Source organism: Allobosea sp. 05L423 (assembly GCF_056397745.1).
The window spans coordinates 40,356-65,021 of the sequence record NZ_JBFTOA010000029.1 but is presented as its reverse complement, the minus strand read 5'-3'; the positions used below and the strand labels follow the sequence as shown (position 1 = coordinate 65,021).

General features: G+C 63.6%; 21 protein-coding genes and 2 pseudogenes. 10 read left to right on the top strand and 13 right to left on the bottom strand.

Annotated elements, in window-relative coordinates:
• The first annotated feature begins 139 nt into the window (after nucleotides 1-139).
• Complete coding sequence (locus AC1DNE_RS29215; RefSeq protein WP_441473924.1) at nucleotides 140-2,212, top strand: ATP-dependent helicase; 2,073 nt, start codon at nucleotides 140-142, stop codon at nucleotides 2,210-2,212.
• A gap of 84 nt (nucleotides 2,213-2,296) precedes the next feature.
• On the opposite strand, the gene AC1DNE_RS29210 is transcribed toward AC1DNE_RS29215, so the two are convergent.
• Nucleotides 2,297-2,548 carry a PilZ domain-containing protein gene (locus tag AC1DNE_RS29210; protein ID WP_476767100.1) on the bottom strand — a complete coding sequence of 84 codons (252 nt, stop codon included), beginning with the start codon at nucleotides 2,546-2,548 and terminating at the stop codon, nucleotides 2,297-2,299.
• A 107-nt stretch (nucleotides 2,549-2,655) separates the two neighbouring features.
• Nucleotides 2,656-3,033: a response regulator gene (locus AC1DNE_RS29205; protein WP_441473925.1), complete on the bottom strand. Its 378-nt coding sequence runs from the start codon at nucleotides 3,031-3,033 to the stop codon at nucleotides 2,656-2,658.
• Nucleotides 3,034-3,383: 350 nt separating this feature from the next.
• On the opposite strand from AC1DNE_RS29205, the gene AC1DNE_RS29200 reads away from it, so the two are divergent.
• Nucleotides 3,384-4,895: a PAS domain S-box protein gene (locus AC1DNE_RS29200; protein WP_441473926.1), complete on the top strand. Its 1,512-nt coding sequence runs from the start codon at nucleotides 3,384-3,386 to the stop codon at nucleotides 4,893-4,895.
• A gap of 261 nt (nucleotides 4,896-5,156) precedes the next feature.
• Here AC1DNE_RS29200 and AC1DNE_RS29195 read toward each other — a convergent pair whose 3' ends face one another.
• A complete protein-coding gene (locus AC1DNE_RS29195) occupies nucleotides 5,157-6,455 on the bottom strand; it encodes a DUF1254 domain-containing protein (RefSeq protein ID WP_476767103.1) in 1,299 nt (432 codons plus the stop codon).
• An 85-nt stretch (nucleotides 6,456-6,540) separates the two neighbouring features.
• Nucleotides 6,541-11,145 (bottom strand): autotransporter-associated beta strand repeat-containing protein, encoded by a 4,605-nt coding sequence (locus AC1DNE_RS29190; RefSeq protein WP_441470799.1) that lies wholly within the window; start codon nucleotides 11,143-11,145, stop codon nucleotides 6,541-6,543.
• A gap of 558 nt (nucleotides 11,146-11,703) precedes the next feature.
• On the opposite strand from AC1DNE_RS29190, the gene AC1DNE_RS29185 reads away from it, so the two are divergent.
• The 4 genes and pseudogenes from AC1DNE_RS29185 to AC1DNE_RS29170 all read left to right on the top strand — a co-directional run bounded on the left by AC1DNE_RS29185 (nucleotide 11,704) and on the right by AC1DNE_RS29170 (nucleotide 13,943).
• Nucleotides 11,704-12,174, top strand: a complete 471-nt coding sequence (locus AC1DNE_RS29185; protein WP_441470798.1) for a hypothetical protein — start codon at nucleotides 11,704-11,706, stop codon at nucleotides 12,172-12,174.
• 264 nt (nucleotides 12,175-12,438) lie between these two features.
• Nucleotides 12,439-12,689, top strand: a pseudogene (locus AC1DNE_RS29180) (IS21 family transposase); the annotation flags it as partial.
• 8 nt (nucleotides 12,690-12,697) lie between these two features.
• The gene (locus tag AC1DNE_RS29175; protein WP_441470797.1) at nucleotides 12,698-13,132 is read left to right on the top strand and encodes a VOC family protein; all 435 of its coding nucleotides are present in this window, start codon (nucleotides 12,698-12,700) and stop codon (nucleotides 13,130-13,132) included.
• Between the two features lie 664 nt (nucleotides 13,133-13,796).
• Nucleotides 13,797-13,943, top strand: a complete 147-nt coding sequence (locus AC1DNE_RS29170) for a hypothetical protein (protein ID WP_441470796.1) — start codon at nucleotides 13,797-13,799, stop codon at nucleotides 13,941-13,943.
• A gap of 320 nt (nucleotides 13,944-14,263) precedes the next feature.
• On the opposite strand, the gene AC1DNE_RS29165 is transcribed toward AC1DNE_RS29170, so the two are convergent.
• Together AC1DNE_RS29165 and AC1DNE_RS29160 are read right to left on the bottom strand one after the other, a co-directional pair.
• Nucleotides 14,264-14,653, bottom strand: coding sequence for a DUF5615 family PIN-like protein (locus AC1DNE_RS29165; protein ID WP_441470795.1), 390 nt, complete (start codon nucleotides 14,651-14,653; stop codon nucleotides 14,264-14,266).
• Complete coding sequence (locus AC1DNE_RS29160) at nucleotides 14,635-15,216, bottom strand: DUF433 domain-containing protein (protein ID WP_441470794.1); 582 nt, start codon at nucleotides 15,214-15,216, stop codon at nucleotides 14,635-14,637. The genes AC1DNE_RS29165 and AC1DNE_RS29160 overlap by 19 nt, the downstream gene beginning before the upstream one ends.
• A gap of 167 nt (nucleotides 15,217-15,383) precedes the next feature.
• On the opposite strand from AC1DNE_RS29160, the gene AC1DNE_RS29155 reads away from it, so the two are divergent.
• Both AC1DNE_RS29155 and AC1DNE_RS29150 read left to right on the top strand, forming a co-directional pair.
• A complete protein-coding gene (locus tag AC1DNE_RS29155; RefSeq protein ID WP_441470793.1) occupies nucleotides 15,384-15,596 on the top strand; it encodes an alpha/beta hydrolase family protein in 213 nt (70 codons plus the stop codon).
• Nucleotides 15,556-15,921 (top strand): alpha/beta hydrolase family protein, encoded by a 366-nt coding sequence (locus AC1DNE_RS29150; protein WP_441470792.1) that lies wholly within the window; start codon nucleotides 15,556-15,558, stop codon nucleotides 15,919-15,921. Before AC1DNE_RS29155 ends, AC1DNE_RS29150 begins: the two co-directional genes overlap by 41 nt.
• Before the next feature lie 97 nt (nucleotides 15,922-16,018).
• Here AC1DNE_RS29150 and AC1DNE_RS29145 read toward each other — a convergent pair whose 3' ends face one another.
• A complete protein-coding gene (locus AC1DNE_RS29145; RefSeq protein WP_476767098.1) occupies nucleotides 16,019-16,924 on the bottom strand; it encodes a MarR family transcriptional regulator in 906 nt (301 codons plus the stop codon).
• A 156-nt stretch (nucleotides 16,925-17,080) separates the two neighbouring features.
• Here AC1DNE_RS29145 and AC1DNE_RS29140 point away from each other — a divergent pair, with 156 nt between their 5' ends.
• Entirely contained in the window at nucleotides 17,081-17,794 is a 714-nt protein-coding gene (locus tag AC1DNE_RS29140; protein WP_441470790.1) for a carbonic anhydrase, read from the top strand.
• Between the two features lie 899 nt (nucleotides 17,795-18,693).
• Here the strand turns inward: AC1DNE_RS29140 and AC1DNE_RS29135 are convergent.
• Nucleotides 18,694-18,873 (bottom strand): hypothetical protein, encoded by a 180-nt coding sequence (locus AC1DNE_RS29135; RefSeq protein ID WP_133565138.1) that lies wholly within the window; start codon nucleotides 18,871-18,873, stop codon nucleotides 18,694-18,696.
• Nucleotides 18,874-19,041: 168 nt separating this feature from the next.
• Nucleotides 19,042-19,455: pseudogene (locus AC1DNE_RS29130) on the bottom strand (LysR substrate-binding domain-containing protein); the annotation flags it as partial.
• Nucleotides 19,456-19,509: 54 nt separating this feature from the next.
• Between AC1DNE_RS29130 and AC1DNE_RS29125 the strand changes: the two are divergent.
• On the top strand, nucleotides 19,510-20,259 hold the full coding sequence (locus tag AC1DNE_RS29125) for an ABC transporter substrate-binding protein (RefSeq protein WP_441470789.1): 750 nt from the start codon (nucleotides 19,510-19,512) through the stop codon (nucleotides 20,257-20,259).
• Between the two features lie 58 nt (nucleotides 20,260-20,317).
• Here AC1DNE_RS29125 and AC1DNE_RS29120 read toward each other — a convergent pair whose 3' ends face one another.
• The 4 genes from AC1DNE_RS29120 to AC1DNE_RS29105 form a co-directional block, all read right to left on the bottom strand.
• Nucleotides 20,318-21,547: an ABC transporter substrate-binding protein gene (locus AC1DNE_RS29120; RefSeq protein WP_441470788.1), complete on the bottom strand. Its 1,230-nt coding sequence runs from the start codon at nucleotides 21,545-21,547 to the stop codon at nucleotides 20,318-20,320.
• 138 nt (nucleotides 21,548-21,685) lie between these two features.
• A complete protein-coding gene (locus AC1DNE_RS29115; protein WP_441470787.1) occupies nucleotides 21,686-22,441 on the bottom strand; it encodes an enoyl-CoA hydratase/isomerase family protein in 756 nt (251 codons plus the stop codon).
• A 1-nt stretch (nucleotide 22,442) separates the two neighbouring features.
• Nucleotides 22,443-23,651, bottom strand: coding sequence for a CaiB/BaiF CoA transferase family protein (locus tag AC1DNE_RS29110; protein ID WP_441470786.1), 1,209 nt, complete (start codon nucleotides 23,649-23,651; stop codon nucleotides 22,443-22,445).
• Nucleotides 23,652-23,706: 55 nt separating this feature from the next.
• A complete protein-coding gene (locus AC1DNE_RS29105; RefSeq protein ID WP_441470785.1) occupies nucleotides 23,707-24,606 on the bottom strand; it encodes a hydroxymethylglutaryl-CoA lyase in 900 nt (299 codons plus the stop codon).
• Nucleotides 24,607-24,666: the final 60 nt, after the last annotated feature.

The following is a 24,666-nucleotide window of genomic DNA, read 5'->3' as shown; positions in this document are numbered from 1 at the left end:
AGATCGCGGCCGCGGAGCCTATTGGGGAACATGGTACCGAGGTCCTGGAGCCGCGCGCGATGCCAAGCGTCGGCAATCCTGACGCACCCCTATCATCCGACATGGTAGGGTCGAGCGAATCACTTTTCAGCAGACTCTTATGAACGCCGTTGCCCCGATCAACTATCTCGACACGCTCAACCCGGCCCAGCGGCGAGCCGTCGTCCACGGCGTCGGCTCGGAGGCCGCGTCTCCCCTGCTCGTGATCGCGGGCGCCGGATCGGGCAAAACCAACACCTTGGCGCATCGTGTCGCGCACCTTCTGGTCACCGGCGCCGATCCACGGCGGATCCTGCTGATGACATTCTCCCGCCGCGCGGCCTCGGAGATGTCGAAGCGCGTCGAGCGGATCGCCCGCAAGGTGCTGGGCGATGGCGCGGGGGTCCTGAGCGATGCCCTGACCTGGGCAGGGACGTTTCACGGCATCGGCGCCCGGCTCCTGCGCGATTGCGCCGACCAACTCGGCCTCGACCCGGCCTTCACCATCCATGATCGCGAGGATTCCGCCGATCAGATGAACCTCGTCCGGCACGAGCTCGGTTTCTCGAAGACGGAAGCGCGCTTCCCGACGAAGGGCACTTGCCTGGCGATCTATTCGCGCTGCGTGAATTCGGAGTTGCCGATCGAGGACGTGCTCGGCCGGTCTCATCCGTGGTGCGTTGCCTGGGCAGCCGAGCTCAAGGACCTGTTCGCCGCCTATGTCGAGGCCAAGCAGCAGCAGAACGTCCTCGATTACGACGACCTGCTGCTCTACTGGGCGCAGGCGATGACTGACCCGGACATCGCGGCGGCTGTTGGCTCGCGCTTCGACCATGTCATGGTCGACGAGTACCAGGACACCAACCGCCTCCAGTCCTCGATTCTCCTCGCCCTCAAGCCCGACGGCCGAGGACTGACGGTCGTTGGCGACGACGCGCAGTCGATCTATTCGTTCCGCGCCGCGACGGTGCGCAACATCCTCGACTTTCCCGCCGCGTTCTCGCCTCCCGCGGAGGTCGTCACGCTCGACCAGAACTATCGTTCCACCGAGGCCATCCTCTCGGCCGCCAATGCGGTCATCGATCTGGCCACGGAACGTTTCACCAAGAACCTCTGGACGGCCCGCTCCAATGGGTCCCCGCCGCAGCTAGTCCATGTCCACGACGAGGCCGATCAGGCGCGCTTCGTCGCCGACAAGGTCCTCGAGAACCGCGAGGGCGGCTCGACTCTGAAGCAGCAGGCGGTCCTGTTTCGGGCTTCGCACCATAGCGGTCCGCTGGAAATCGAACTCACGCGCCGCAACATCCCCTTCGTGAAGTTCGGCGGGCTCAAATTCCTCGACAGCTCCCATATCAAGGATCTGCTGGCGCTGTTGCGGTTCGTCGAGAACCCGCGGGACAAGGTCGCCGGGTTCCGCGTGCTGCAACTTCTCCCGGGAGTGGGACCGACGTCAGCGCAACGCGTCCTGGAGCATATCGGCCAGGCGACCGCTCCGGTCGAGGCTCTCGCCGACGCTCCCGCTCCGCCGCGTGCCGGAGCAGATTGGGACGAATTCTGCACCGCGGTCCGCGAAATTCGATACCGTGGCGCTGGCTGGCCCGGTGAGATTGAGCGGGCGCGGCGCTGGTACGAGCCGCATCTCGAACGGATCCACGAGGATGCATCCACCCGGCAGGCTGACCTCGTCCAGTTGGAGCAGATCGCCAGCGGGTATCCCTCCCGGGAGCGCTTCCTGACCGAGCTGACGCTCGATCCCCCCGATGCGACGAGCGACCAGGCCGGGGTACCCCACCTCGACGAAGACTACCTGATCCTGTCGACGATCCATTCGGCCAAGGGCCAGGAATGGAAATCGGTCTTCGTCCTGAACACCGTCGACGGCTGCCTTCCGATCGACCTCGGGACCGGAACCAGAGACGAGATCGAAGAGGAACGACGCCTGCTCTATGTCGCGATGACGCGAGCGAAGGACGACCTTCACCTGATCGTGCCGCAGCGCTTTTTCACGTCCGGCCAATCCGGAACCGGTGACCGCCACGTCTACGCCAACCGCACGAGGTTCATCCCGAACGCCTTGCTAGGTCATTTCGAGCGGGTCGCCTGGCCGCACGCTCCCGCGATGGAACCCGGCCGAACGCCGAGCGGTGCCCCAAAGGTCGATGTCCGAGCCAAGATGCGCGGGATGTGGCGATGATTGGTCAGGACGCTATCGTCCTCAGCGGGGGGACATGCAGGTCCATCGACTTCGGTAGGCTGGAAAGCGTGTCCACCCTCGGAATTACTCGAACGCTACGCCTATCGATGTAGCATTCCGCCAGACAACGCGGGCCGACCGGTCGGTGCCGATCGTCGCGGCGGTGATGAGAACCTTCCCCTCGGGTTCAAAACCAAGGGGGAGCCGCATTCGAGCGCCATTGGATGAAATATCGCGGATCATGCAGGTCCATGCCTCCCCTCTGCCCGGAAGGCGCAACTTCGCCGCCTGAACCAAGCGGGACCTTTCCTCACGACGTGGCTGCGGATCTTCCATGACAACTGCCATATAGCCCGTGCCGGGTTGAGGAACGACCTGTTCCACAGCTCAAAGTTTATGGATTGTCCGCCGATCAGCTCCATGAGCGATCACGTGATCGTTCCTCAGGACACGAAACTTCGCATTGCCGCGGTGATGGCATGACGGCTGTAGGGCTTGGAGAAGAACAGGCCGCGATCCGGCATCTCCTCGGCGGCCACGGTACGATGACCAGAGACGATGATGATCTCGATCGGAGGCCAGCGGTCGCGGACGAAGTGGGCGAGCTTCACGCCGTCCATGGAGCCCGGCATATCGACATCGGTGAGCACGATGCGGATGTCGGACCGGGAGGTCAGTATTTCGATTGCCCGGTCAGCATCGGATGCCTCCACGGCTTCGAACCCCGCCTCCTCGACCATATCTACCGCATCCATCAGCAGAAGCGGTTCGTCTTCGACGATCAGGATGGTAGGCCGGACGTGCAGGCTCTCGTTGACCATTCCAGCCTCGACACTTCGGAGTGCAGCCGCTGCGGCGGCAGACCCCAGAACCCACCCCGTTTGGTCGAAACGGAGTTTGGTCTCACCAGTTCCCGCAACGAGGTAAAGGAGGCGCGAACGTTATCGCCGATCGAGAGCTAGGTCGGGCGGCTTGCTGCCAGCCCGAACGCGCAGTCTTGGTCTCAGTTGAAAGCGGTGCATTCAATGACAGGGCGACCGGGCAAATGATATGTTATTGCGCGAAATGACATGGCATTTTTCGATGCGCCAAGGTCTGGTTCGGCGGGGGATAACAATTGAACGCGGATCATGCCCGGAGAACCGGTGCTCGTTCCAATGAGATCGAGCGCATGCGGATGTTCAGCCGCATCGCCCGCGCCGTTGCGGGTGAATTCGATCTTGCCGAGCTTGTAAGCCTCGTGACAGACGCGGCCACCGAATGGTCGGGAGGAAAGTTCGGCGCCTTCTTCTACAATCAAGTCGACGAGAAGGGGGGAATCTACGGCCTCTACACCCTGTCCGGTGTTCCCAGATCGGCCTTCGAGAACTTCGAGATGCCGCGCAAGACAGCGGTTTTCGCACCCACCTTCGATGGCACCGGAGTGGTTCGGTCGGACGATATCCGTAAGGATCCCAGATACGGATTGAGCGCTCCGCATTTTGGCATGCCGCCAGGCCATCTGCCGGTCGTGAGTTATCTGGCGGTTCCGGTCATCTCGCGCACGGGCAGCGTCCACGGCGGCATTTTCATTGCTCACGATGAGCCGGGACAGTTCGACGAAGAAGCGGAGTCGATCGTCATGGCGATCGCCGCCCACGCCGCCATCGCCATCGACAATGCCAAACTTCTCGTCGAGGCCCGACAGGAGGCAGAGGCACGGCGGATCGCGCATGAGGCTAGCGCGAAGCTCGCCGCGATCGTGGCCTATTCCGACGATGCGATCGTAAGCAAATCGCTCGACGGCACGATCACGAGCTGGAATGCCAGCGCAGAGCGCTTGTTCGGTTACACCGCGGAGGAAGCGATCGGGCGGCCGATCACGATGCTCATCCCCGAGGAACGTCTGCATGAAGAGGACATGATCATCGGCGGGGTTCGCGAGGGACGTCGAACCGACCATTTCGAAACTCTGCGGCGGCGCAAGGATGGCACGCTCATTCATGTGGCGCTGACCGTCTCACCGATCCGCGACGAGAGCGGCGTGATCGTCGGCGCCTCCAAAATCGCGCGCGATATCAGCGAACGTGTCCAGGCACGCGAGCGTCAAGAGCTGCTGATGCGCGAGATGAACCACCGCATCAAGAATCTCTTCGCCCTGACAGGCGGGTTGATTTCGCTGAGTGCCCGATCGGCCACCTCGGTCGAAGAGCTGACCAAGAAGCTTCGCGAACGACTAACGGCATTGGCTCGCGCCCACGATTTGACAATCTCAGGCGAAGCCGAAGGCAATCGCGCCTCCACCGACCTCCTCAGCCTGGTGCGTGCACTCTTATCGCCTTACGAGGCGGAGCATCGGGAGGCGCTGGAGATTTCTGGGCCAGAGGTTTCCGTTGGAGGGTCTGCTTTGACGGCCCTTGCCCTGGTGCTGCACGAGCTTGCGACAAACGCGGCGAAGTATGGCGCTCTCTCCTGTCCGCAAGGTCGGCTCAACGTCAAGCTCGTGCGCGAAGGCGAGACGGTGAAACTCCACTGGACGGAGCGCGGCGGCCCAACGATTGCGGGATCTCCCGCGCAGGCGGGCTTCGGCAGCAAGCTCGAAAAGGCGACGCTGAGTGGGCTCGGCGCGACAATCGAGCGGAAATGGGATCCAGAAGGTCTGTCGCTTTCGCTCGATCTCCGGATGGATCGACTGAACAGCTAGGCCGACGATGTCTGTGTGAAGGCGCCTATCGCTTTGCAGGTTTTAGGGCGCGAGATGCCGGGCGCCGGCGGACTGCGCCAGCGCAGTGGTCGAAGCCGGAGCCCTTGAGCTGGAACGGCAAACTGATTGTGTCGACTGCTGGGTCTGAGCCTCTTGGCGCGCTCGCTGCATCATCTGCCCGCGCTACGTGCGGACAGCACGAGAACCGGCCGCGTTTCTTCAACGAGTTTGCGATGGAGAGGCGTGCGAAGTTTTTGTCTTCTATGAGACCCGCTTTACCCCGGGTGGCCGCCATGTACCTTCACCCGCCGGCAGGATCGACGGCGCTTCCGTCTTCGGCCAGTAGAGCCGCATGACCAGGTAGATCGGCCCGTTCGGAGCAGGCAGCCAGTTCGCTTCCTTGTCGGCGCCCGGCGATTTGGCCTGGATGTAGAGCGTCAGCGACCCATCCGCGTTGGTCTTCATCGCCGGCAGCATCGGCGAGTTGATAAGGTAGCGGTTGATCGGGTTTTCGATCAGAAGTTGGCTCTTGCCGTCATACATCGTGAGTGACCAGAAGGAATTCACCGGTGGCAGTTGCCCCGCCGGGAAGGTCAGCGTGTAATTGTGCTTGCTGCCGTCGAGCGCCTGGCCGTCGCTGTCGACGCGCGTGAACGGATAGGTCGCTTCCTCCGGGTCGTTCCCATAGATGCCGGCCTGAGCGGCGACGGCACGCTTCATCCAGTCGCCATTATAGTGGGCGCTATCGCCGGGAAGACCGCTAAGCCGCCAGCCGTTGATCGCCTTGCCGACACTGGCGACGGCCTCGTCGACCTTCCGCTGGCCTTCCTTCATGCCAAGGCCGATCTCCAGCTTATGCTCCAGAGAGAGGTCCTTGAAGTTGAAGGTCTTGCCAGGGCCGATGCCGATGCGTGCCAGCTTGGCGCGCATCTCCTTCTCGTTCTCCTGCGCCGGCGCGAATTGCAAAGCGAAGTCGAGATACTCGAAGAAGTTGGTCTTCACGAGTTCCTTGTCGATCTTGGGGAAATCGACGGTTGGCACGGCCGGCGGCGGCGTCCGCTTCAGATGGGCCGAGAGCATCTGCACCTTGTAGCCAGCCTGCACCTTCTTGACGTTGTCGAGATCATCCGCGCCGAAAAGCTGGGTGCGATAGCCCGCTAGGGCAAACTGTGTGCTCGAACGAAACACCTGCTTGATGCCCGCCGGGGTGTCGCCTTTCCAGTCGGGCCCGACGACCATGTAGTCGCCGGCCTCGCTTCCTGTGGCACGGGTTCCGATATAGCCGAAATTGTAGGTATTGCCGTCGCAGAGCATGACCGAGTAGTAGCGCTTCGGGTCGATCGCCGGCACCGAGAGCACCACCGGCTCCGCCCGCAAATCCATCCACACGAAGGAATAGGGCGTGTCGCTGTTTGGCGTGACGATTGCCGTATCCTTGTAGGTGAAGACGTTCGGTTCGTTCTTGATCTGATTGAACGGAGCCTTGAACTGGCCAGAATTGCGATCGATCGCATATTCATGCATGACGGCATAGTTCATTACGATAGGCAGTCCGTAGATGCGTGCGCGGCGAAGCGATCATCTGGAAAACATCGCGCGGCCGCGTCTCGGCCGCTCGATCGGCGCTGGCGCCGTCGCGGGTTTCTTAGAAATTCACCCTGAGCTGCGCAGTGCCGCCGACACGTTGCGTGTTCCCGGACAGCTCCGAGTCGACGCGCATGCCGAGGCTGACGGTTTGGCTAAGCTTGATATCGGCTCCTGCCGCGAGCAGCGCCGCATTGCGGTCGGGCCTGGCACCGCTCACAGCGAAGCTCGCGCCGGGCAGGCCGTTGAGCGCGGCGGTGAGGTCGACGTCGCGCTGGTAGTAATGCGCCCATGCGGCGCGGACGAAGCCGGTGACGGGCGATGCGCCCGCGATCAGGTTGGCATCGAGCTGCAGGCCGAGCTCGCTGCGGCTGGTGATGCCGGTGCGCCGCGGCAGCGTCAGCATGCCGACGGTCGCGCCCATCGCGTCGCGCTCGACCGCAGCCGGGCTGTTCGCCCGCACCGCCTGGAAGGCGGCGAGCGGGGAGAGCGTCAGGCCACCCCAGCCTGCCACTGGTAGGCTCGCCTCGATTCGACCGGACCAGGCCTGCGTCGCATAGGAGGCGGCCACGCCGGTGCGGCCCAGCGCCGGGATGGCGCGGCTGGTGTCGGTGTCGAGCCGGGCATAGCCGAGCGCGCCGGCGAGGTTGACCGAGCCAAGCGTGGTGCGGCCATAGAGACCAGCCTGGAAGACATCGGCCTCCGCCTTGCCGAGCCCGCCCGAGAGCGAGTCTCGCGCCTGGCCACCCGCGACTGCGGCGCCGATGACGGTGCTGGAGCCCAACCGGATGTCGGCGCCGAACGCGACATGCGCATCGGAGAGGTTTCGGTTGGCCGAACCCACGACGCGGTCGCCGTCGGTTCGTCCGGTCGAGCCGAAAGTCGCGCCCCAGAGCGCGAAGCGCGCCGGATCGAAGGTCGGGCGTCCCGACCCATCCTGCCTCGATGGCAGGTCGGCTGTGAAGCCGGCCACGCCGGCAGGGCCGCCGGGCGCTCCTGAGAGCCGGCCGCTACCCGAGCCGTCCAGCATCGTGCGCAGGAATTGGTCTGAAGCGACATGCGCCATCGCGGGCGCCGCCGTATGGACCTCGCCCGAGAGCGAGTTCACAGCCGCTGGGATCGCCGCCGCCGGCAGGTTGTAGATCCCAAATAGGGCGGACGGGTCGACGCGATTGGCCACCGCACTGTCGATGGCCGAAGCGACCGAGGCGGCGTTGCGCGGCGCTGTGACGCCGAGCGTCGGTGTCACGATTGGCGCCAGCGGCTTCGGTGTCAACCTCAGCAGCACGTCGTTGACGGTGTAGCTCACCGCAGTGGTGACACCGTCGCCGAAGGAGCCGGTCGTGTCGACCGGGCCGAAGCGCGTGCCGCCGAGCCCGCCCGCTGCCGACAGCAGCGTGTAGGGGGCGGAGAAGCTGTAGGCGCCGCCGAGCGGCACGATCCGCAGCGTACCCGCCAGCGAGGCCGTGCCGGTGACGTTGACCCGGTCCGCGACAGTGCCTTGGACCTCGGCGATATAGGTCGATGCGACGCCCATCACGAGGCTGCCGTTGACGGTCAGCGTCCCCGGTGAATTGCCCGGCGAAAGCGTGCCGCCGATCGTGGTCGCGCCGACCGAGCCGGAGCCAGCCAGCGTCGCACCCGCATGTACGATCACCGGCGTCGCGACCGAGCCGTCGACGACGAGCCTGCCACCAAACACCTGGGTCACGCTCGTGTAGGTGTTCGTTCCGTTCAGCGTCAGCGTGCCGGTACCGGTCTTGAGCAGCGAGCCCGCGCCCGAGATCGTGCCGGAGAAGGTCGTGCTGCTGTTGTTAACTCCGGCATTCAGCGTCGTGCCGCCCAGGAGCACGTCGCCCGAGCCGGACAGCGAGCCGACCGTCTGGGCGATGCCGTTGAGATCGAAGACCGCCCCGGCCGAAATCTGAACCGCCGTCTGGTTCGGCAGGACGCCCAACCCGCCCATCCGTAGCGTGCCTTGCTGGATCCAGGTGGCGCCTGAGTAGGTGTTGATCCCCGACAGCGTCAGGACCCCGGCGCCCGTCTTGGAGAGCGTGCCCCCGCCGCTGATGACGCCGGCCAGGCCAAAATCCAACGAACCGGTATCGACGAAGGCGGTGCCGCTCGACAACGCCACAGCGTTGGCCAGCGTGAGAGAAGGGGCGTTGGCACGAAGCGTCGTCCCACTCGCCATCTGCAGCGTGCCTGTGCCGAGCGCGCTCGCCGATCCGACGGCGAGGGTGCCTGCGTTGAGCAGCGTGCCGCCGGAATAGCTATTGGCGCCGGACAGCGCCAGCGTGCCGGCGCCGACCTTGGTCAGGCTGGTCCCGACGCCATCGATGATGGCCGAGCCGATTGAAGCGGCGACGCCGGCTGCCGTGTTGATAATGCCGCCCCCGGCGACGCCGAGGCCGAGAGCGCCTCCGGTCAGCAGAAAGCCGTCGCTGGTGAACTGCAGCGTGTCGAAGTTTTGCGTGCCGGACACCGTCACCGTGCCGGCTATGCCCTGGAACACGCCGACAGAGCTCAGCCACGGGGCATTGAAGCCCGCCTCGCCCGGCGCCACCGCCCAGTTGGTGTTGCCGCCATTCCAGGTGCCCGTGCCGCCATCGACGGCACCGTTCCCGGTCTGGTCAGCGCCGTCCCAGAACTGCAGGATCTGGCCGGCCCCGAGCACGGCAAGATTGACCTGCGGCGGCAGGCCGGCAGGCATGCTGTAGACCGTCCCGGTCGCGCCTGCGACGCTGGGCGCGGACAGTGCAAGCGACGAGAAGCTGCCGCTGATCGTGCCGCCGCCGGTGACGTCGAACAGGCGATAATAGCCGGCCGAAGCGACATTGGCCGCGAGCGTGCCGCCGAGCGTCAGGTTTCCGGTCGCCCCGCTGCCGTTGATGATGATGTGGTCGTTGGTCGCGCCGCCCGCGACTCCAGGGGTGCCGAGTTCGAACACGGTGTTCGAGCCGGCATTGATCGCCAGCGATCCTACCGTGAGCGTGCCCGGGCTGTTACCGGCCGACAGCGTTCCGCCGGAGGCGACCGTCACCGCTCCCGCGATCGAACCCGAGCCGGCAAGCGTCGTGCCGCTGCCGACGCTCACGCTGGACGAAGCCAGCGAGCCGTTCACGATCAGCGTGCCGCCGTTGATGGTGGTTGCGCCAGTATAGGTGTTGGCGCCCGTGAGCGTCCAGGTGCCTGTGTTTATCTTCGTCAGCCCGCCTGTCCCCGTGGCGATCACCCCGGATACGGTCCCTGTCCCGGGGCCGGCTAGGGTCAGATTTTGGCCAGAGCCGGTAATGCCGCCGGTGACGGTCAAGGTACTTGGAAAGGTCAAAAGGCCGGCGTTGATCTGGCTGTCCGCGGCGAGAGTGATGTCTCCGCCATAGGTGCTCGTGCCGCCGCCCGCTTGCAGGGCGCCGAATCCACCTGTGCCGCTGCCCGAGAGCGTGAGCGCCTCCCCGACAATGTTGACGCTGCCGCCGAGTACAAGGGACGCGCCCGATGCCACCACCGTTCCGTTCGCTGTCGAGCCGAGACCGAGACTGTTTGTCACAAACAGGGGGCCCGAATTTACGATGGTGAGGCCGGAATAGGTATTGGCGCCTGCCAGGGTCCATTGGCTGCCGGACTTCGTGATTGAGCCGGAGCCCGTGGCAATCACCCCACTGATGGTGCCGCCGTTGTTGCTGGAGCCGCCAAGCGTCAGATCCGTGTTGGATCCAGTGATGCCGCCCGAAAGATACAGCGAGCTCGTGTTATTAACATTGATACTACTGGCTGCCGCCAGAGTGATCGCGCCCTGGAAGGTGTTCACGCCGGAATTCAAACTGGTGAGAGCGCCGCCCCCTGACACGCCAGTCCCCGAAAGCGTCAGAGCTTCGGCGCCGACGTTGATACCGCCCGTCAAGGCGAGCGTCGCACCCGAGGCGACCGTCGTGCCGCTGGAAACCGCACCGAGGCCACTGGCGTTGGAGACCGTGAGGGTGCCGGCCGAAACCGTCGTCAAACCCGAATAGATGTTCGCTCCGGACAGGGTCAGGCCGCCGGTACCGACCTTGGTGAGGGCGACCATATCCTGAATTGTACCAGCATAGGTGGTGCTTGAATTCAGTCCGCCAACCGACAGAGTTTGTCCCGCCCCAAGGGCTCTTATGATGCCGGTGCCTTCGATCGAACCGATCGACAGCGTATCACCGGCGCCCATAATTAAATTCAGTAATCCGCCCTGGCCGATAAATCGCGAGCCCGCCGCCGAACTCCCGGCACCGAATTGCATCACGCCGGAGGCTGGTCCCGCAATAAGCGCCATCGGGCCGGTAACCGTGCCAGAGATAATGAACCCGCCCGCCGCTCCAGCAAACAGTGTCTGCTCGAAGGTCGAATTATTGGTGATGTTGGTGATAGCCAGAGCCGAGCTGGGGGCAGTCGACAACGTGTAGGCGAGCGCGTTGTTGTTGTATTCGAGCAGCGTGAGCGAACCGCCGGACGCGGTGACATTTCGCTCCGCCGTGGGGCTGTTCGTGAAGGTCGCCGTTGTCGGCACCGCTCCGCCAGCCCAGTTCGAACCGAGGTTGAAATCCCCGGTGGCGCCCAGCCAGTCCGCCGCATGCGCCGTGCCGGAGGCCATCACAGCCGTGGCAGCGACGGCGAGTGCCAGACCGCTCACCATCGTTTTGTCCACCAGCGCACCCCGCAAACGCGATAGCGTATTGGCGGCGACGTCACGGCTCCTCGAAGGCATCATTTATGCAACAGCCCCGCGGCGATGACGCCGGTTGCGGGCACGGATTGGGCGGTGAAGGATGTCGTCTCGCGCAGGGCGCGGCGTCGGCAGGAGATCATAGGCTCTCACGGTAGGCATAGTCCGTCGCCATTAGCCCGCGACGCAATTTGCGCAGTTTAGCGATTTTAGATCGTGATGCACCTGCTTTCCGATATTGCGGCATTGTCGCGGCACGATCGGCAGCTGCGTCTTCCGCTCACTTGTCACAGCTCAGGCCGCATAGGTCGTAGGCGCAGACGGCGTTCCGTTGGCGGTAGACCCAGGCGCTGAAGGCGAAGGTTCTGACCCTTTTGAGCATGGGGTTGCGGCTCGCCGAACCGCGAATGTTATTTTGCGCTGGATCAAACACCTTGGCTGGTTCTCGTGATTTGATCGTGACTTCGAATGGGAGCCCTGACGGTTCGCTTACACGCGGGTCCGATCAGCTTGCCGACGGAGGGACTCATGAGGGCAACTGCCTTGAGCGCAGCACTCATTCTCGTCTCAACGGCGATGGCATTGAGTGACGATGTTCCTTTCGCTGCACTGCCACCGAAAGGAGAGCAAGAAATCTCGAATCTGGTCAGTCTGGGCGACATCATGAGCGTAACTCAGTTGCGTCATATCAAGCTCTGGTATGCGGGCAACTCCAAGAACTGGGATCTAGTTAACTATCAACTTGATCGCATTAGCGAGAGTCTGAGACGAGCCGCAGTTCTGTACGTCAATATTCCGGTCGACGAGGTCAACGCTGCAGCTGAGCATGTGACCGCCCTGCGCCAGGCCGCCGCTGCCAAGGATAGCGGCAAATTCGTGCGCGCTTATTCCGCGCTGACAATGGCCTGCAATAGCTGCCATTCGCACGGCGGGGTCGGCTTCATCAAAATCCAGACCCCCACCTCATCGCCGTTTTCTGATGAGAATTATGGTAAGTGAGGTCGATCCGGGTTGGACTGGGTGCTGCAAGCAGCGGTTATCTGAGTTCCTCAGCGCGCCGGGTCGGACTGCGTTTTTGACCGTGAGCCGGGCGTGTTTGTCAGTAGGCGTTGAGTTCTCCCTGACGGTGGGCGCCGAAAATTCCCTGCCTAGCGTCCTTGCCTGAAGCAGCCGGGTCCACCCGCTGCTTCAGGCGTTCCACCCGTCGCCGATGATGCCCGCCAAGGGGGCGGCGGCGGTGGTCCGGCTTAGGTTGGAGAACGGATGATGATCCCGGATCTTCACCGCCAAAGGCCGTCCGCGACGGCGATCACGCGTCGCACGGGGCGTTATCGCAAGGCGATCCGCAAAAATATCGAGCGGGGCCTGGAGCTGCCGGCCTATGGGCCGCGCCAGGTTGGCCGGCCGAATAAGATCACGCGCTACTCGATTATGTGCGTGAGCGAGTTGTGGCCTTTCCTGAACTGACGGCGACGCGCCGGACGCGGGAGTTGCGCGAGCACGGCATAGAAGGAATCCAACCATGACCAATGCGTCCGACTGGCTGGTCGATCACACGGGCATCGGCGTATCGGACATCGCCCGCTCCGCGCACTTCTACGAGATGGCCCTGAAGCCTCTCGGAGCGCATGTCGTCTCCTGCATCTCGGGCACCATGAAGCCCGCGGATCGAAACGACGTGGATCTCGCTGGTGTCGCGTTCGGCATCGACTACCCGGTGTTCTGGATCGATACGTTCCATCCGAGCGGGGTGCGACAGCATACGGCATTCCGGGCGAGCAGCCGCGAGCAGGCGGACGCCTTCCATCGCGCGGCCGTGGCCGCCGGAGGCACCGACAACGGAGTACCAGGCATCCGCTCGGGCGGATATCCTCCAGGGTACTATGCCGCTTTCGTCCATGACCCCGATGGGAACAACATCGAGGCCGTCTTCCGAGGCGATATGCGCTCAGATTGAGGAAAATGAGGGATTCCCGGCTGCCTTTTCGGCGCGAGAGGTCGTTGAGCTTCACCAGTTCGAGGACTTCGATCCGATTCCCGAACGGATCGTCGACATAGGGTCGTTTGATGCCCGGCAGATCCATACAGAGCCAAATTCGAGGCCGCGGGATTGAAGCGGACCCATTGCACGTTCTGAACGTCCGGGCTTGCTTTGCAGGGGCAAACGGCGTCTCCTCGCCGAGATGAGGCTGGATGCTTCCGCTCTCAAACCACATTCCGCCACGTGAGCGCTGTTCTTCGGGCTTGTCGACCTCGCTGAGGCCGAGAACGTTTCCGGTAGAATTCCCGTGCGTCCCGTTCACAGCCTGCGGGCATCGCCAGTTGAATGTGGTGCAATAGCGAGGCGGGACGTGTGCGTGCCTATCCATATCGTCGCCCATCAGCTGCATGATCTCTCGGCCGAGTTGGCCAGCGTTGGATCACGCGATGCCAGCTTCCCGCTTCCCCACGGACGCGGCGACGAATTCCATCATGGATCGCCGACGGCAGATCGGCGTGCAATGCCAAAGGGGAGGAATCTCGTCGATCCTTACGGGCATATCGATGAGATTAGGGTCAAGACGCGGGATTTCAGGTAAGATTGGGATTCTTCGATCGTCGTGAGACCTAACGGGGTCGTCATGGAAATTGCCGATGCTCAAGACTTCGAGCTAGCTTGGGATAAGGTCCAGGATCTCACGGGCGCGATCGAAGACAGCCCGGAAGAGAAGGAATTGGTGGAGCTCATCAACGCCATGGAAGAGTATGAGCGGGAGCACGCTTTCTGAGCCGGATGCTCAAGCTCCAGCCCCGAAACCAAGGCGATTATGCAGGCCAGGTAGGGGCGAGTTGGCGAATTATCCACTGGCGACCGAAAGCGTCGCCCTCGTCGAAAATGGACCACGTTGAGCAGTTCACGGACATCTGTCCCAGGCCGGGTTTCGGTGGCAGCTGCTGGCCGCCTTCAATCTGGGTGTCTGGCATCATGCAACTCCCTGGGCGCCCCAAATGCCGAAAGTCATGTTCCCTTTATGTTCCTTTGCCGTGACAAGTGCAACCCTGCGGGCCTCAAACCCGAGGTCGCAGATTATCGCGCGCGGGAAGCTCGTCAGGGCAGCGGAGAAAGCGTTAAGCCTCCATCCTTTCCGATTTCCAGAACGTGATTGACGATCACGTCCGATGGCTCGCCTAGCGAAGCTAGATGGGCAATTCCTTCAACCAAGAAGCGGAACGACTGATCGCGGTTGACGCTTGGTAGGATAACCAATCCGGGATGTAGATCCTGGCGCGCGACCAGCTTGCGAAAGTCGACCGCATTCTCCGTTACAATCGCTCTATCTTCGTCCAGGCAACGCGCGAGCACGACATGGTCCGGCTCGCCCAGTCGGCCCATGTCGCGCGGATGGATTGCATTATGTGCACCGTCTTCATTGAGCCGGCGAGCTAGCTGCGGCGACAAGCACTCGTCGATGAATAGCCTCACGCGGCTTTCGCCCACGGACGGCCACCTGGTCTGCCGACGATAGGATGCGTGCGGGCATAGAGCGCGGCGGTTTCTACCGCTTCCCGCGTCAGATCCGGGTTATCTTCGAGTACGTCGTCAACACTGTCTCCGCCCTCAAGACGTCCGAGCACCGAGTAAACGGTGATCCGTGTCCCACGCAGAACGGGCGTTCCGCCCATGATGTCGGGGTTGATTTCGACGAAATCCTCCCGCGCCTTACCGTAGCGCTCGGCGCGCTCGGCTAGGTCAGAGCCGACCAATGCAGACACATCGACGGTGACGGCAGGGGCGATCTCCAGCGGCTCCGTTGTCATTCGCGCCGACGAACGATTACCCAGTGCGCGCGCGAGATAGCGCTTGGTCTCGAGTGAGAGCGTCAATGGCAACCGCGCGACGATCGCTGCATATGGTACGGCATGAAGCGGCAGCATTCGACGGCGGCCGCGGGCACCAGCACGGATACCGGCAAGCACATTTTCCTCAATGGCCTTGTCCACGGCGCGGATCGGAACATTGGCCAGTTCGGCCACTTCGCGAGCAGAAAACTCGTTGGGCATGATAATTACTCCCTTGGAAGGGAATATATAGCCAGGGAACCCCCATAACAAGTCAGAACGCCGATGGCCTAGGTGGTCGTCACGTCACGGATCCTCATGATCGTCTGCCGGTTGACATCGAAGCGCTTGGCCAACGGAGCGATCTTCTGGCCGTCCTCCAGCACAGCTTGAATTTCCGCTCGCTGCGAGAAGGTTATGCGACCCTCGTCGGCCTGACCCGCAATCCCGACACCTATGCCTGCGGAATCGATATCGTCGGTCCCTCCAACCTCGAAACGCTACTGCGCACCGTGCCGCCCTATTGGGAAGCCATTCGCGTCCGATACCATCAGGCGATCGGTGACCTCGACACGGAGGAGGGGACTACGGCTCGCTCATGAGCGCTCGCCGCTCTTCCAGGCCGACAGGATCTCCAAGCCGCTGCTCATCGGGCACGGCGCCAACGACCCACGGGTGAAGCAGGCTGAATCCGATCAAATGGTCGCGGCGCTCAAGGCGAAGGGCATCCCCGTCGGCTATCTTCTCTACCCTGATGAAGGCCATGGCTTCCTGCGGCCCGAGAACAAGACCGCCTTCTACGCCGTGGCCGAGGCTTTCCTCGCACATCATCTCGGCGGCCGATCCGAGCCGATTCATCCAGGGGAACTGGAGAGCAGCTCGATGCAGATCAAGCAGGGCCTGGAGGGGCTGTCCCTGCCTACGTGAAAGTTGCGCCAACTCCGGACCTTCGGCAACCGCCAATAAGCGGACGTTAAGCGAGGCGAGCCGGCTTTGCGAGCCGCGCACTCTTCATGTCGTGGAATCACAAAACCTGCTCCTCGGCGAGCAGGCGATAATGCGCCATCTGACCTGCCGCCCAGGTCTCGAATTCTCGCGCGAAGGCGGGCGAGATGGAGATGTCCCGACCACCATGGCTGACCGTGAAGCAGCCGTGCCGCTCAGCCTCGACGAAGATATTTCCGATATGCTGGCGCGAGACACGAAAGCGCTCGGCCAGCGCGCCATAGGATAGCCGGATTGGTGGTGTCCTGCCGAGCAACGCCGCATAATGAGCTGCGAATGCCGCTGACAGCACCGGATAGCCGCAATCATGCTCCGTGAATCGGACGATGCCCGGGAAGGGGGCGAAGAGGATATCTTCGGCATGGAACCGGTCGTGCGAGCGGCCAAGCCAGTCGGAGAGAGGGTCGGCCTCGGCACGCAAGCGATCGGCGAGCGGGCGCGACGGTGGCGCCAGCCGTTCCGAGGCCTCGAGAAAGGCGAGCGGCGAACGGGCGATCTCCTGGAGCAGCCCCATCGAGGGGCGCAAATGCAGCGCCCGCCGATCGCCGCTACCCCGGGTGGCGATCACATAGCCGCCATGGCGCAATGCGCTGATGAAGCCGGCGATCTGCCTGGCGCTCGCCGGCGCGGCGCGCTGCAGGGCCGCGAGTGTTGGCGCCTCTCCGCGGCTGTGGCGCCAGCGCGCATCATTCCCAATCAATACGAAGGCCACGAGGTAACGCAGCTTCTGTGCGAACACCTTATCGGTCGGCCAGGCCACTTCTGGCGGCTGGACCATGGCGCCGCAGTAGGTTTCGAGCGCATGGGCAAAATCTGGCGACCGCATCAAGGTTGCGGCAAAGGTCCAGGTTTTCCGCTCGGCAAAGCCTTGAACGGAAGAGTGGAGGACTGTCGCAACCGGCTCGGACTCAAGCACATCGCTCATGGGGAATCCCTGCAAAGTTTGGACTTCGCAGCCTCCATTGCCTGTAGCAGTAATGCGGTGCCTGCTGTGAGGGTGAGTGCGGCGACAAGGTTGATAAAGCGTCGCATTAGCAGCTCGGATCGCTCGCAGCGCAGGCTGATCTGGGAGGCTTAAGCTATGTGTGACCTATGCGCCCGGCCCATATCCGGAATGTCCCGCCGCGGCCTTTTTGCCGGCATGGCAGCCTTCAGCGCCACCGCTGCGCTCTCCCCGCGGGCCTTCGCCCAGGCTGCGCCACAGAATGCGATCACGCCGGACGAGGCGCTGAAGCGGCTGATGGATGGCAATGCGCGCTACGCGGCCAATACGTCGGGCAATCTGGATTATTCGGCCGGCCGGGCCGCGCGGGTCACGGTCCAGCACCCGATCGCTGCGATTCTAAGTTGCGCGGATTCGCGCGTTGCACCAGAGCTCGCCTTTGATCAGGGACCCGGCGATCTGTTCGTGGTTCGCCTCGCCGGCAATTTCGTCAATGACGACGGGCTGGCGAGCCTCGAATATGCGGTGAAGTTCCTCAACACACCGCTCGTCATGGTCCTTGGCCATTCGCGCTGCGGGGCCATCGATGCCGCGATCAAGGTCGCGCGGGACGGGGCGAGCCTGCCGGGCCACCTCCAGGAGATGGTTCGCGAAATCAGGCCCGCCGTCAAAGCAGCCAAGGCCGACAAGCCGGACGATGTGCTCGCTGCGGCGGTTGCAGAGAATATCCGTCGGGGCGTGCGGCGCCTCGAAACGGCCAAGCCGATCCTCGCGGATTTCGTGAGGAGCGGAAAGGTCAAGGTGGTCGGTGCCCATTACGAATTGGCGAACGGGAAAATCACTCTGCTCTGACCGCTCCGCGGGAAATTATTCCGCTCGCCCAGGCCGATCAGCCTTTACCCACGCGTCTTGTCACGAGGCGGCTCAGCCTGTCGGCAAAGGCGCTCGCATCAGCCGGGCGCCCACCGTCCAGGACGCGGGCGGCGTCGAGGAGAAGATGGGCGACCTCACCACGCAATGTCCCATCTTCCACTCCGGTCAGAGCCATGACCCTCGCATGCCGCGAGTTGACTTCGAGGATCGGTTTCGCGGCGCTGTCGATACGACCGGCGGCGCCGAGCAGGTGCTCAGCCTAATGGTTCCGGCGAGCACGACGTCGGCCACACGAAGCCGGACGAGATCGCAGCCACGTAGCTTGTTGTCGATTGCGAGATCCGTTGGCCGAAGTGTGTGAGTAAGCACCGAAGTCTGACCCCTCAGAAACCTCCCTTAACTCACTGACTTAAATGACATATCTTCATTTCGCGAGGGGTCACGATCGGCGCCGATCGTGACCCCTCGCGAAATGAAGATATGTCATTTAAGTCAGTGAGTTAAGGGAGGTTTCTGAGGGGTCAGACTTCGGTGCTTACTCACACACTTCGGCCAACGGAGCCCGTATATCGACGTGAAGTCACGAACTATCGCCCTCGCGTTCGTACTGGGCTAGCTCGGCGTTAGGCTCTTCGAAGAGTTCATCCGAAATGCTCGGTGTCCGCGAAACCGGCAGCAGGCCAATCGCGCGGATCTGCAAGGGGAGAAGGATGAGGGCCCACGTGCTGTTGGATTGCGGCCAGATTGTTTCAGATGTTTCGGACTTGGGGCGGCTTCAGAGCTGGGCATCACCGTCACTGCACATGTCCAACAGCAGCCATCGTGCCGTTGGCAGAAAACGATAGCTATGAACGCTGAGGTCGTGCCTCGAGCCTGGCCTAACGCAGCTTCGCGATCTTGATCCCATCGAGTTTCGCGCGGTCTTTGATGGATTCCTCGCTGCGCGTCATGGCTTTTGAGATTGCTTTGAGCGCCATGCCCTTCCCAGCAAGTAGCTTGAGCTTCTGGAGCTCCTCTGATGTCCAGGGTTGGCGGTGCCGTTCGAAACGCTCGGTCACGATATGCTCCTATTTTGACGAGACATCGGCGGCATTCCGCACTCGTAGCAGAAGTGGGCGGAGCTTGGTCAAACATTCGCGCCACGCAACCCGTTGTTTGCGCCATGAGCAGACTCTCGGCACTTGCCCACAAGCGGACTTTCATCGCGACGCGATCCGGCAGGTGCGTCACCTCCGATCGGCATACAAAGCCGAGGTGAACTCGCGGGCGAGGTTGATAAATGCCTTGAACGCGGCGGACGGGTTCTTCCGTCCAGGGTAGTAGAGGCACAGCGGTGCCACCGGCTTCATCCAGTCCTCAAGGACGCGGATCAGGCGGCCGGCCGCGATGTCCTCACGGACGTCCGATTCCATGAACAGACCCAAACCGATCCCGCGCAGGACGGCTGTCCGCGACAGGCTTGCCTCGTCGAGGGTGATAGGCCCCTTGACGTCGATTTGAACCGGCTGCCCATCTTTCTCGAAGTGCCATTTGTAGATGCCGCCATTGGGAAGCCGGATGCGGATGCAGGTGTGATTGAGCAGATCGAGCGGCGCCTGTGGTCTGCCGTTCGCTTCGAGATACGTCGGTGAAGCCACAACGACGTAGGATCGTGCCTGGCCTTCATCGTCTGCGGCGCCGGCTCGTCGGGATCGGTGGCTGCGCACCGCCTAGCCAAGAACCCGGCTTGTACCGTCTATGTCGATTTCCGTCACGCACCGCTTCGCAACACGGAGCCGTCCTTACGCTCGCTGGGGCGCCTGTTCGGAAACGAGCTGGTCGCGGACGCGTTGATCGCCTTCCGCAAGGATCAGATCGCACGTGTGACCGGCCCGATAGCAGGGCACCCGGACCTCAAGCGGCCGCTCGTCATGCTGGATCGCATCCCGGGATTTTCGGACGCCTGCTGCGTGACTTTCGGGAACGAAAATTTCGGCCTGATGGTCGAGATGGCCGGCGGTCGTAATCTCGGATCCGAACTCCTTCCGGGAACGTTCGGCACGATCAACCCCGAGACGATCATCACCCGGGAACCGGACGTCGTCATCGCGACGGGCGGAAACTGGGACATGCTGGCTCCCGGCGGCGGCTGGGTCGGTCTCGGTCCGGGAGCCGACCTGTCGGCAGCACGCAGCAGGCTTGAGGCGCTGGCGAAGCGCCCGGCCTTCGCGCATGGCAAAGCCGTCGCCGAGCGCCGCGTCTTTGCGATCTGGCACCAGTTCTACAACAGCCCTACCAGTTCGTGGCACTGCAGCGCATCGCAAGCTGGCTTCATCCGGAGCTTTTCGGCGACATCGACGCAGAGGCGACGCTGCGGGAGCTGCACGAGCGCTTTCTGCCGATCCCGTATCGGCCTGGGTCGGACCGGTCGGCGGGCGCAGCCTCCGCTAGCCGCGAAAGCTTGACCGCGAACACCTGCGCTCGATCTTGCCACGTGGCCTTGAGGCGCGGCCGGGCGCCCGGCTACCGCTTCACCAATGAGCAGGTCGAGGCCGCGAGCGGCTGGAAGGCTTGCTCGCCAGGAATTGTCGCGAGCAGCTTGTAGTAGTCCCATGGCGCCTTCGACTCCGAAGGCTTCTTGACCTCGTAGAGGTTCATGTCGTGGACCATGCGGCCATCCGGCCGGATCTTGCCGTTCTTGTAGAAGAGGTCGTTGACCGGCATCTCGCGCATCGCCTTCATCACCGCCGCCGTCTCGTCGGTCTTGGCCACCTCGACCGCCTTCAGGTAATGCACGACAGAGGAGTAGGTGCCGGTCTGCAGCATGTTCGGCATCGACTTGACCTTGTCGAAGAACTTCTTCGACCAGGCGCGCGTCTCGTCGTTGGTGCCCCAATAGGACGCTTCGGTGATCGTCAGCCCCTGGGCCTCCTGGAGGCCGAGGCCATGCACATCATGGATGAAGCCGCCCAACGTCGCCAGCTTCTGGCCGGACTGCGTCAGCCCGAACTGCGCCGCCTGCTTGATGGAGTTGATGGTATCGCTGCCGGCATTCGCGAGAGCGACGACCTTGGCGCGCGAGGATTGAGCGGTCAGCAGCGGCGAGGCGAAATCGGTGGTCCCGACCGGGACCTTGACGCTGCCCAGGACCCTGCCCTTGTTCTCGGTGACGATGCGGGTCGCCTGCTCCTGCAGGCCATGGCCGAAGGCGTAATCGGCGGTGACGAAATACCAGGTGTCGAAGCCCTGCTTGGCCAGCGCCTGGCCCGTGCTCTGCGCGATGGCGTAGGTGTCATAGGCCCAGTGCACGACATAGGGGCCGCAATTCTCGTTGGTGATGCGGGTCGAGCCTGGCGAGGACAGGGTGATGATCTTGCCCTTGTCCTTGGCGATCTCGATCACCGCCAGCGCCGGAGACGAGGAGGCGACGTCGAGGATCGCATCCACCTTGCCCTCGTCGAACCATTTGCGTGCGATCGAGGCGGCGATGTCGGGCTTGTTCTGATGGTCGGCATAGACCAGCTCGACCGACCTTCCGAGCACCTTGCCGCCGACCTCGTCGATCGCCATCTGGGCGGCGGTCACCGCGCCGATGCCGGTAATATCGGCATAAACACCGGACATGTCCTCGATCACGCCGATGCGGATCACATCGTCCGAGATGGCTGGCGCCTGCGCGGAGGCCGCCGTCGAGACGGCCGTCAGCGCGGTTGCGGCAAGCAAGCCGAGCGTGCGGTTGTTGAAGCCCTTCATCGTTCCTCCGGATATTTTTATTGGTTGATCGCGTTCGATCCCGGCGGTCATTCTCCGGCCGGGCGCGCGCCGCACTCAACGTCCGTCGCCGACATTCCGGAGCTGCAGATATGTGGCTTTCTGACAGCCGGCAGCGCCTCAGCGCTTGGCGCGCGTGGCGAAGGCGGCCAGTCCGCGTCGCGCATCCTCGCTGATGAAGGTGCGCTGGCCGAGTTTCGCCTCTGCCGCGAAAGCCTCCCGATAAGGCAGGTCCTGCAGCGTGAGCGCAGCCTGCTTGATCGTCTGGACCGCGCTCGGGCTGAGCGCAGCCATGCGCTCGGCCAGTTCCCTGGCGGCAGGCTCCACCTCGGCTGCCGGCAGAACGCGATTGACCACGCCCTTCGCCAGCATCTCGGAACTGGAGAAGCGCTGCGCCGTGAGCAGGATCTCCATGGCATGGGCATGCCCGATCTGGCGGATGAGGCGCACCAGCGTTCCACCCGCCGGCACGAAGCCGTGGACGGCCTCCGGGAGCTGGAAGACGGCATCCTCGGCCGCGATGCGGATATCCGTCGCCAGCATGATCTCGAAGCCGCCACCGATGCACAGGCCGCGAATGGCGCAGACGATCGGCTTGTAGAGCGGCACATTCTTGAGATGGGCGGGGTCCCATTCGCTGATGTCGAACCGATCGCTCGCGAGCGCGGGAATGGATTCAGTCAGATCCGCGCCGACGCAGAAGGCGCGCTCCCCCTCCCCGGCGAGCACGATGGAGCGGATGGCATCGTCCGCGGCGGCTTCGATGAATGCCTTGCCGAGATCCTGATACATCGCCAGCGAAAGGGCGTTCAGCTTTTCGGGACGGGCGATGCGGATGGTCGCGACCGCGCCGTCGCGCCTGAAATCGATGGCCATTCTAGATCGCTCCACCGTCGACGAGCCGCTGGATCGCGGGGTCGTCGAGCCCGAGCAGCTCCGCCAGGAGCGAGCGCGTATGCTCGCCCGGCGCGGGCGCCTTGCCGAGCGGAATCTCGCCGGTCGCGGAGAGCTTGATCGGCGAACCGAACATGCGGACGCTCTCGCCGGCGACCGGTATCTCGACGATCATCTTGCGGGCCGCGATATGCGGGTCTTCGACGACCTCCGGAACGGTCCGGATCGCGCTGAGCGGCACCCTGTCTCCAGCCATCGCCTCCAGCTCGGCCTTGCCATAGGCACTGAACCAGCCCTCCAGCAGGGGGCGCACGACACGCTCGGCGATCTCGGGATCGAAGCGCTTCTCCATGGTGTCGATCGCAGGATCGTCAGCGCGTTCGGGCTCGCCGAACATCTCGCAGGTCAGGCGCCAGAACTTGTCGGTGTAGCCGCCGAAGAAGACATAGCCGTCCTTGCAGGCGAACTGGCCATAGGGCCGCACGAAGGGGTGCTCGTTGCCCAGCGGCGAGGCGACCTCGCCCTTGGTGGTGTAGCGCACGACGGCGTTCTCGGTCAGCGTCAGGATCGAATCCTGCTGCGAGACGTCGACGACCTGCCCTTCACCGGTGCGCTCGGCGGAGCGCAGGGCGGCCAGCGTCCCGATCGTCGCATAGAGCGAGGCTGCGAGATCGCCGATGATGGTGCCGACGCGCACGGGCGGGCGGTCCGGATAGCCGTTCATCGACCACAATCCGCCGACCGCCTGCCCCGTATTGTCGAAGGCAGGGCGGGAGGAGTTCGGGCCGGTGCGGCCGAAGCCGCTGATCGCGGTGTAGACCAGCCGGGGATTGTGGCGCTTCAATTCGTCATAGCCCAGGCCGAGCTTCTCCATCGTGCCCGGCCGGAAATTCTCGACCAGAACATCGGCCTTGCCGACGAGCTGCTTCAGCAGCGCCTTGCCTTCGGCCGTCTTGAGGTTGATCGAGATACCGCGCTTGTTGCGATTGAACTGGGAGAAGAAGGCGCTTTCTACCCCATCGCCCTCGCACCCAACGAAGGGCGGGAAGCCCCGCGCATAGTCGGGATCATCGGGATGCTCGACCTTGATGACGTTCGCACCGAGATCAGCGAGCAGCATCGCGCAGAATGGGCCGGCAACGACACGCGTGATGTCCAGCACGGTGACGCCCGCCAGCGGCCTTGCAGCCATGCCCGAATCGTCTCCTCGCGATGCCCCGCCCGCCATCTCGTTTCCTTTTCCGTTTTCAGGCGGCAGCTTGAGCTGCCTGCGCCCGCGCGACCCGCGATCCCGTGCGTCGGCCGAGATGCTGGGACACAAATTCGCCGGCAGCGATCAGTGCCGCAAGATCGATGCCCGTCGACAGACCCATGCCGTGAAGCATGTAGACGACATCCTCGGTCGCGACATTGCCCGTGGCGCCGGCAGCGAAGGGGCAGCCGCCCAGCCCGGAGACGGAGGCATCGAAACTGGTGATGCCCGCTTCCAGCCCGGCATAGATGTTCGCCAGCGCCTGGCCGCGCGTATCGTGGAAATGCAGGGCGACACGGCCGGCGCCGATCTCGGACGCGACAGCGGCGGCGACGGCGCGGGCCTGGCGCGGGGTCGCTACGCCGATCGTGTCGGCGACGGAGACTTCATAGCAGCCCATCTCCGCCAGCTGGGCCGAGAGCCGCGTCACCGCCGACACCGGAACCGCCCCTTCATAGGGGCAGCCGAAGGCGCAGGAGACGTAGCCACGCACCGGAAGCGTTCCATCCAGACGCTCGAAGATCGGCCGGAAGCGCTCCAGACTCTCCGCGACCGAGCAGTTGATATTCCGCCGGGAGAAGGCCTCGCTCGCCGACGCAAAGACGGCGACTTCATCGGCACCGGCCGCGAGTGCTGCTTCAAGCCCCTGCAGGTTCGGCACGAGCGCGATGAAACGTCCGCCTCCGGGGCGCCGCGCACCCGCCATGACGGCCGCCGTATCCGCCATCTGCGGCACATGGCGCGGCGACACGAAGCTGCCGACCTCGATCGAGACGAGGCCCGCTGCGGCGAGCCGGTCGACCAGTTCGGCACGAACGGAAGCCGGCAGTATCCGGGCCTCGGCCTGCAAGCCGTCGCGCGGCCCAACCTCGACGATCCGAATATCCGCTGTCATGCCGTTCCACCGTGGCTTCTCGTCACTCTTGCCTCAGCGCCAGGAAACGCGAAATGGATA

What these genes read in the sequence shown, in the direction of transcription:
- AC1DNE_RS29110 (WP_441470786.1), bottom strand. Translation starts at nt 23,651, where the DNA reads ATGGCTGCAAGGCCGCTGGCGGGCGTCACCGTGCTGGACATCACGCGT.
- AC1DNE_RS29200 (WP_441473926.1), top strand. Translation starts at nt 3,384, where the DNA reads ATGCGGATGTTCAGCCGCATCGCCCGCGCCGTTGCGGGTGAATTCGAT.
- AC1DNE_RS29185 (WP_441470798.1), top strand. Translation starts at nt 11,704, where the DNA reads ATGAGGGCAACTGCCTTGAGCGCAGCACTCATTCTCGTCTCAACGGCG.
- AC1DNE_RS29120 (WP_441470788.1), bottom strand. Translation starts at nt 21,547, where the DNA reads ATGAAGGGCTTCAACAACCGCACGCTCGGCTTGCTTGCCGCAACCGCG.
- AC1DNE_RS29170 (WP_441470796.1), top strand. Translation starts at nt 13,797, where the DNA reads ATGGAAATTGCCGATGCTCAAGACTTCGAGCTAGCTTGGGATAAGGTC.
- AC1DNE_RS29215 (WP_441473924.1), top strand. Translation starts at nt 140, where the DNA reads ATGAACGCCGTTGCCCCGATCAACTATCTCGACACGCTCAACCCGGCC.
- AC1DNE_RS29205 (WP_441473925.1), bottom strand. Translation starts at nt 3,033, where the DNA reads ATGGTCAACGAGAGCCTGCACGTCCGGCCTACCATCCTGATCGTCGAA.
- AC1DNE_RS29140 (WP_441470790.1), top strand. Translation starts at nt 17,081, where the DNA reads ATGTGTGACCTATGCGCCCGGCCCATATCCGGAATGTCCCGCCGCGGC.
- AC1DNE_RS29190 (WP_441470799.1), bottom strand. Translation starts at nt 11,145, where the DNA reads ATGGTGAGCGGTCTGGCACTCGCCGTCGCTGCCACGGCTGTGATGGCC.
- AC1DNE_RS29175 (WP_441470797.1), top strand. Translation starts at nt 12,698, where the DNA reads ATGACCAATGCGTCCGACTGGCTGGTCGATCACACGGGCATCGGCGTA.
- AC1DNE_RS29115 (WP_441470787.1), bottom strand. Translation starts at nt 22,441, where the DNA reads ATGGCCATCGATTTCAGGCGCGACGGCGCGGTCGCGACCATCCGCATC.
- AC1DNE_RS29105 (WP_441470785.1), bottom strand. Translation starts at nt 24,606, where the DNA reads ATGACAGCGGATATTCGGATCGTCGAGGTTGGGCCGCGCGACGGCTTG.
- AC1DNE_RS29145 (WP_476767098.1), bottom strand. Translation starts at nt 16,924, where the DNA reads ATGAGCGATGTGCTTGAGTCCGAGCCGGTTGCGACAGTCCTCCACTCT.
- AC1DNE_RS29160 (WP_441470794.1), bottom strand. Translation starts at nt 15,216, where the DNA reads ATGCCCAACGAGTTTTCTGCTCGCGAAGTGGCCGAACTGGCCAATGTT.
- AC1DNE_RS29210 (WP_476767100.1), bottom strand. Translation starts at nt 2,548, where the DNA reads ATGGAAGATCCGCAGCCACGTCGTGAGGAAAGGTCCCGCTTGGTTCAG.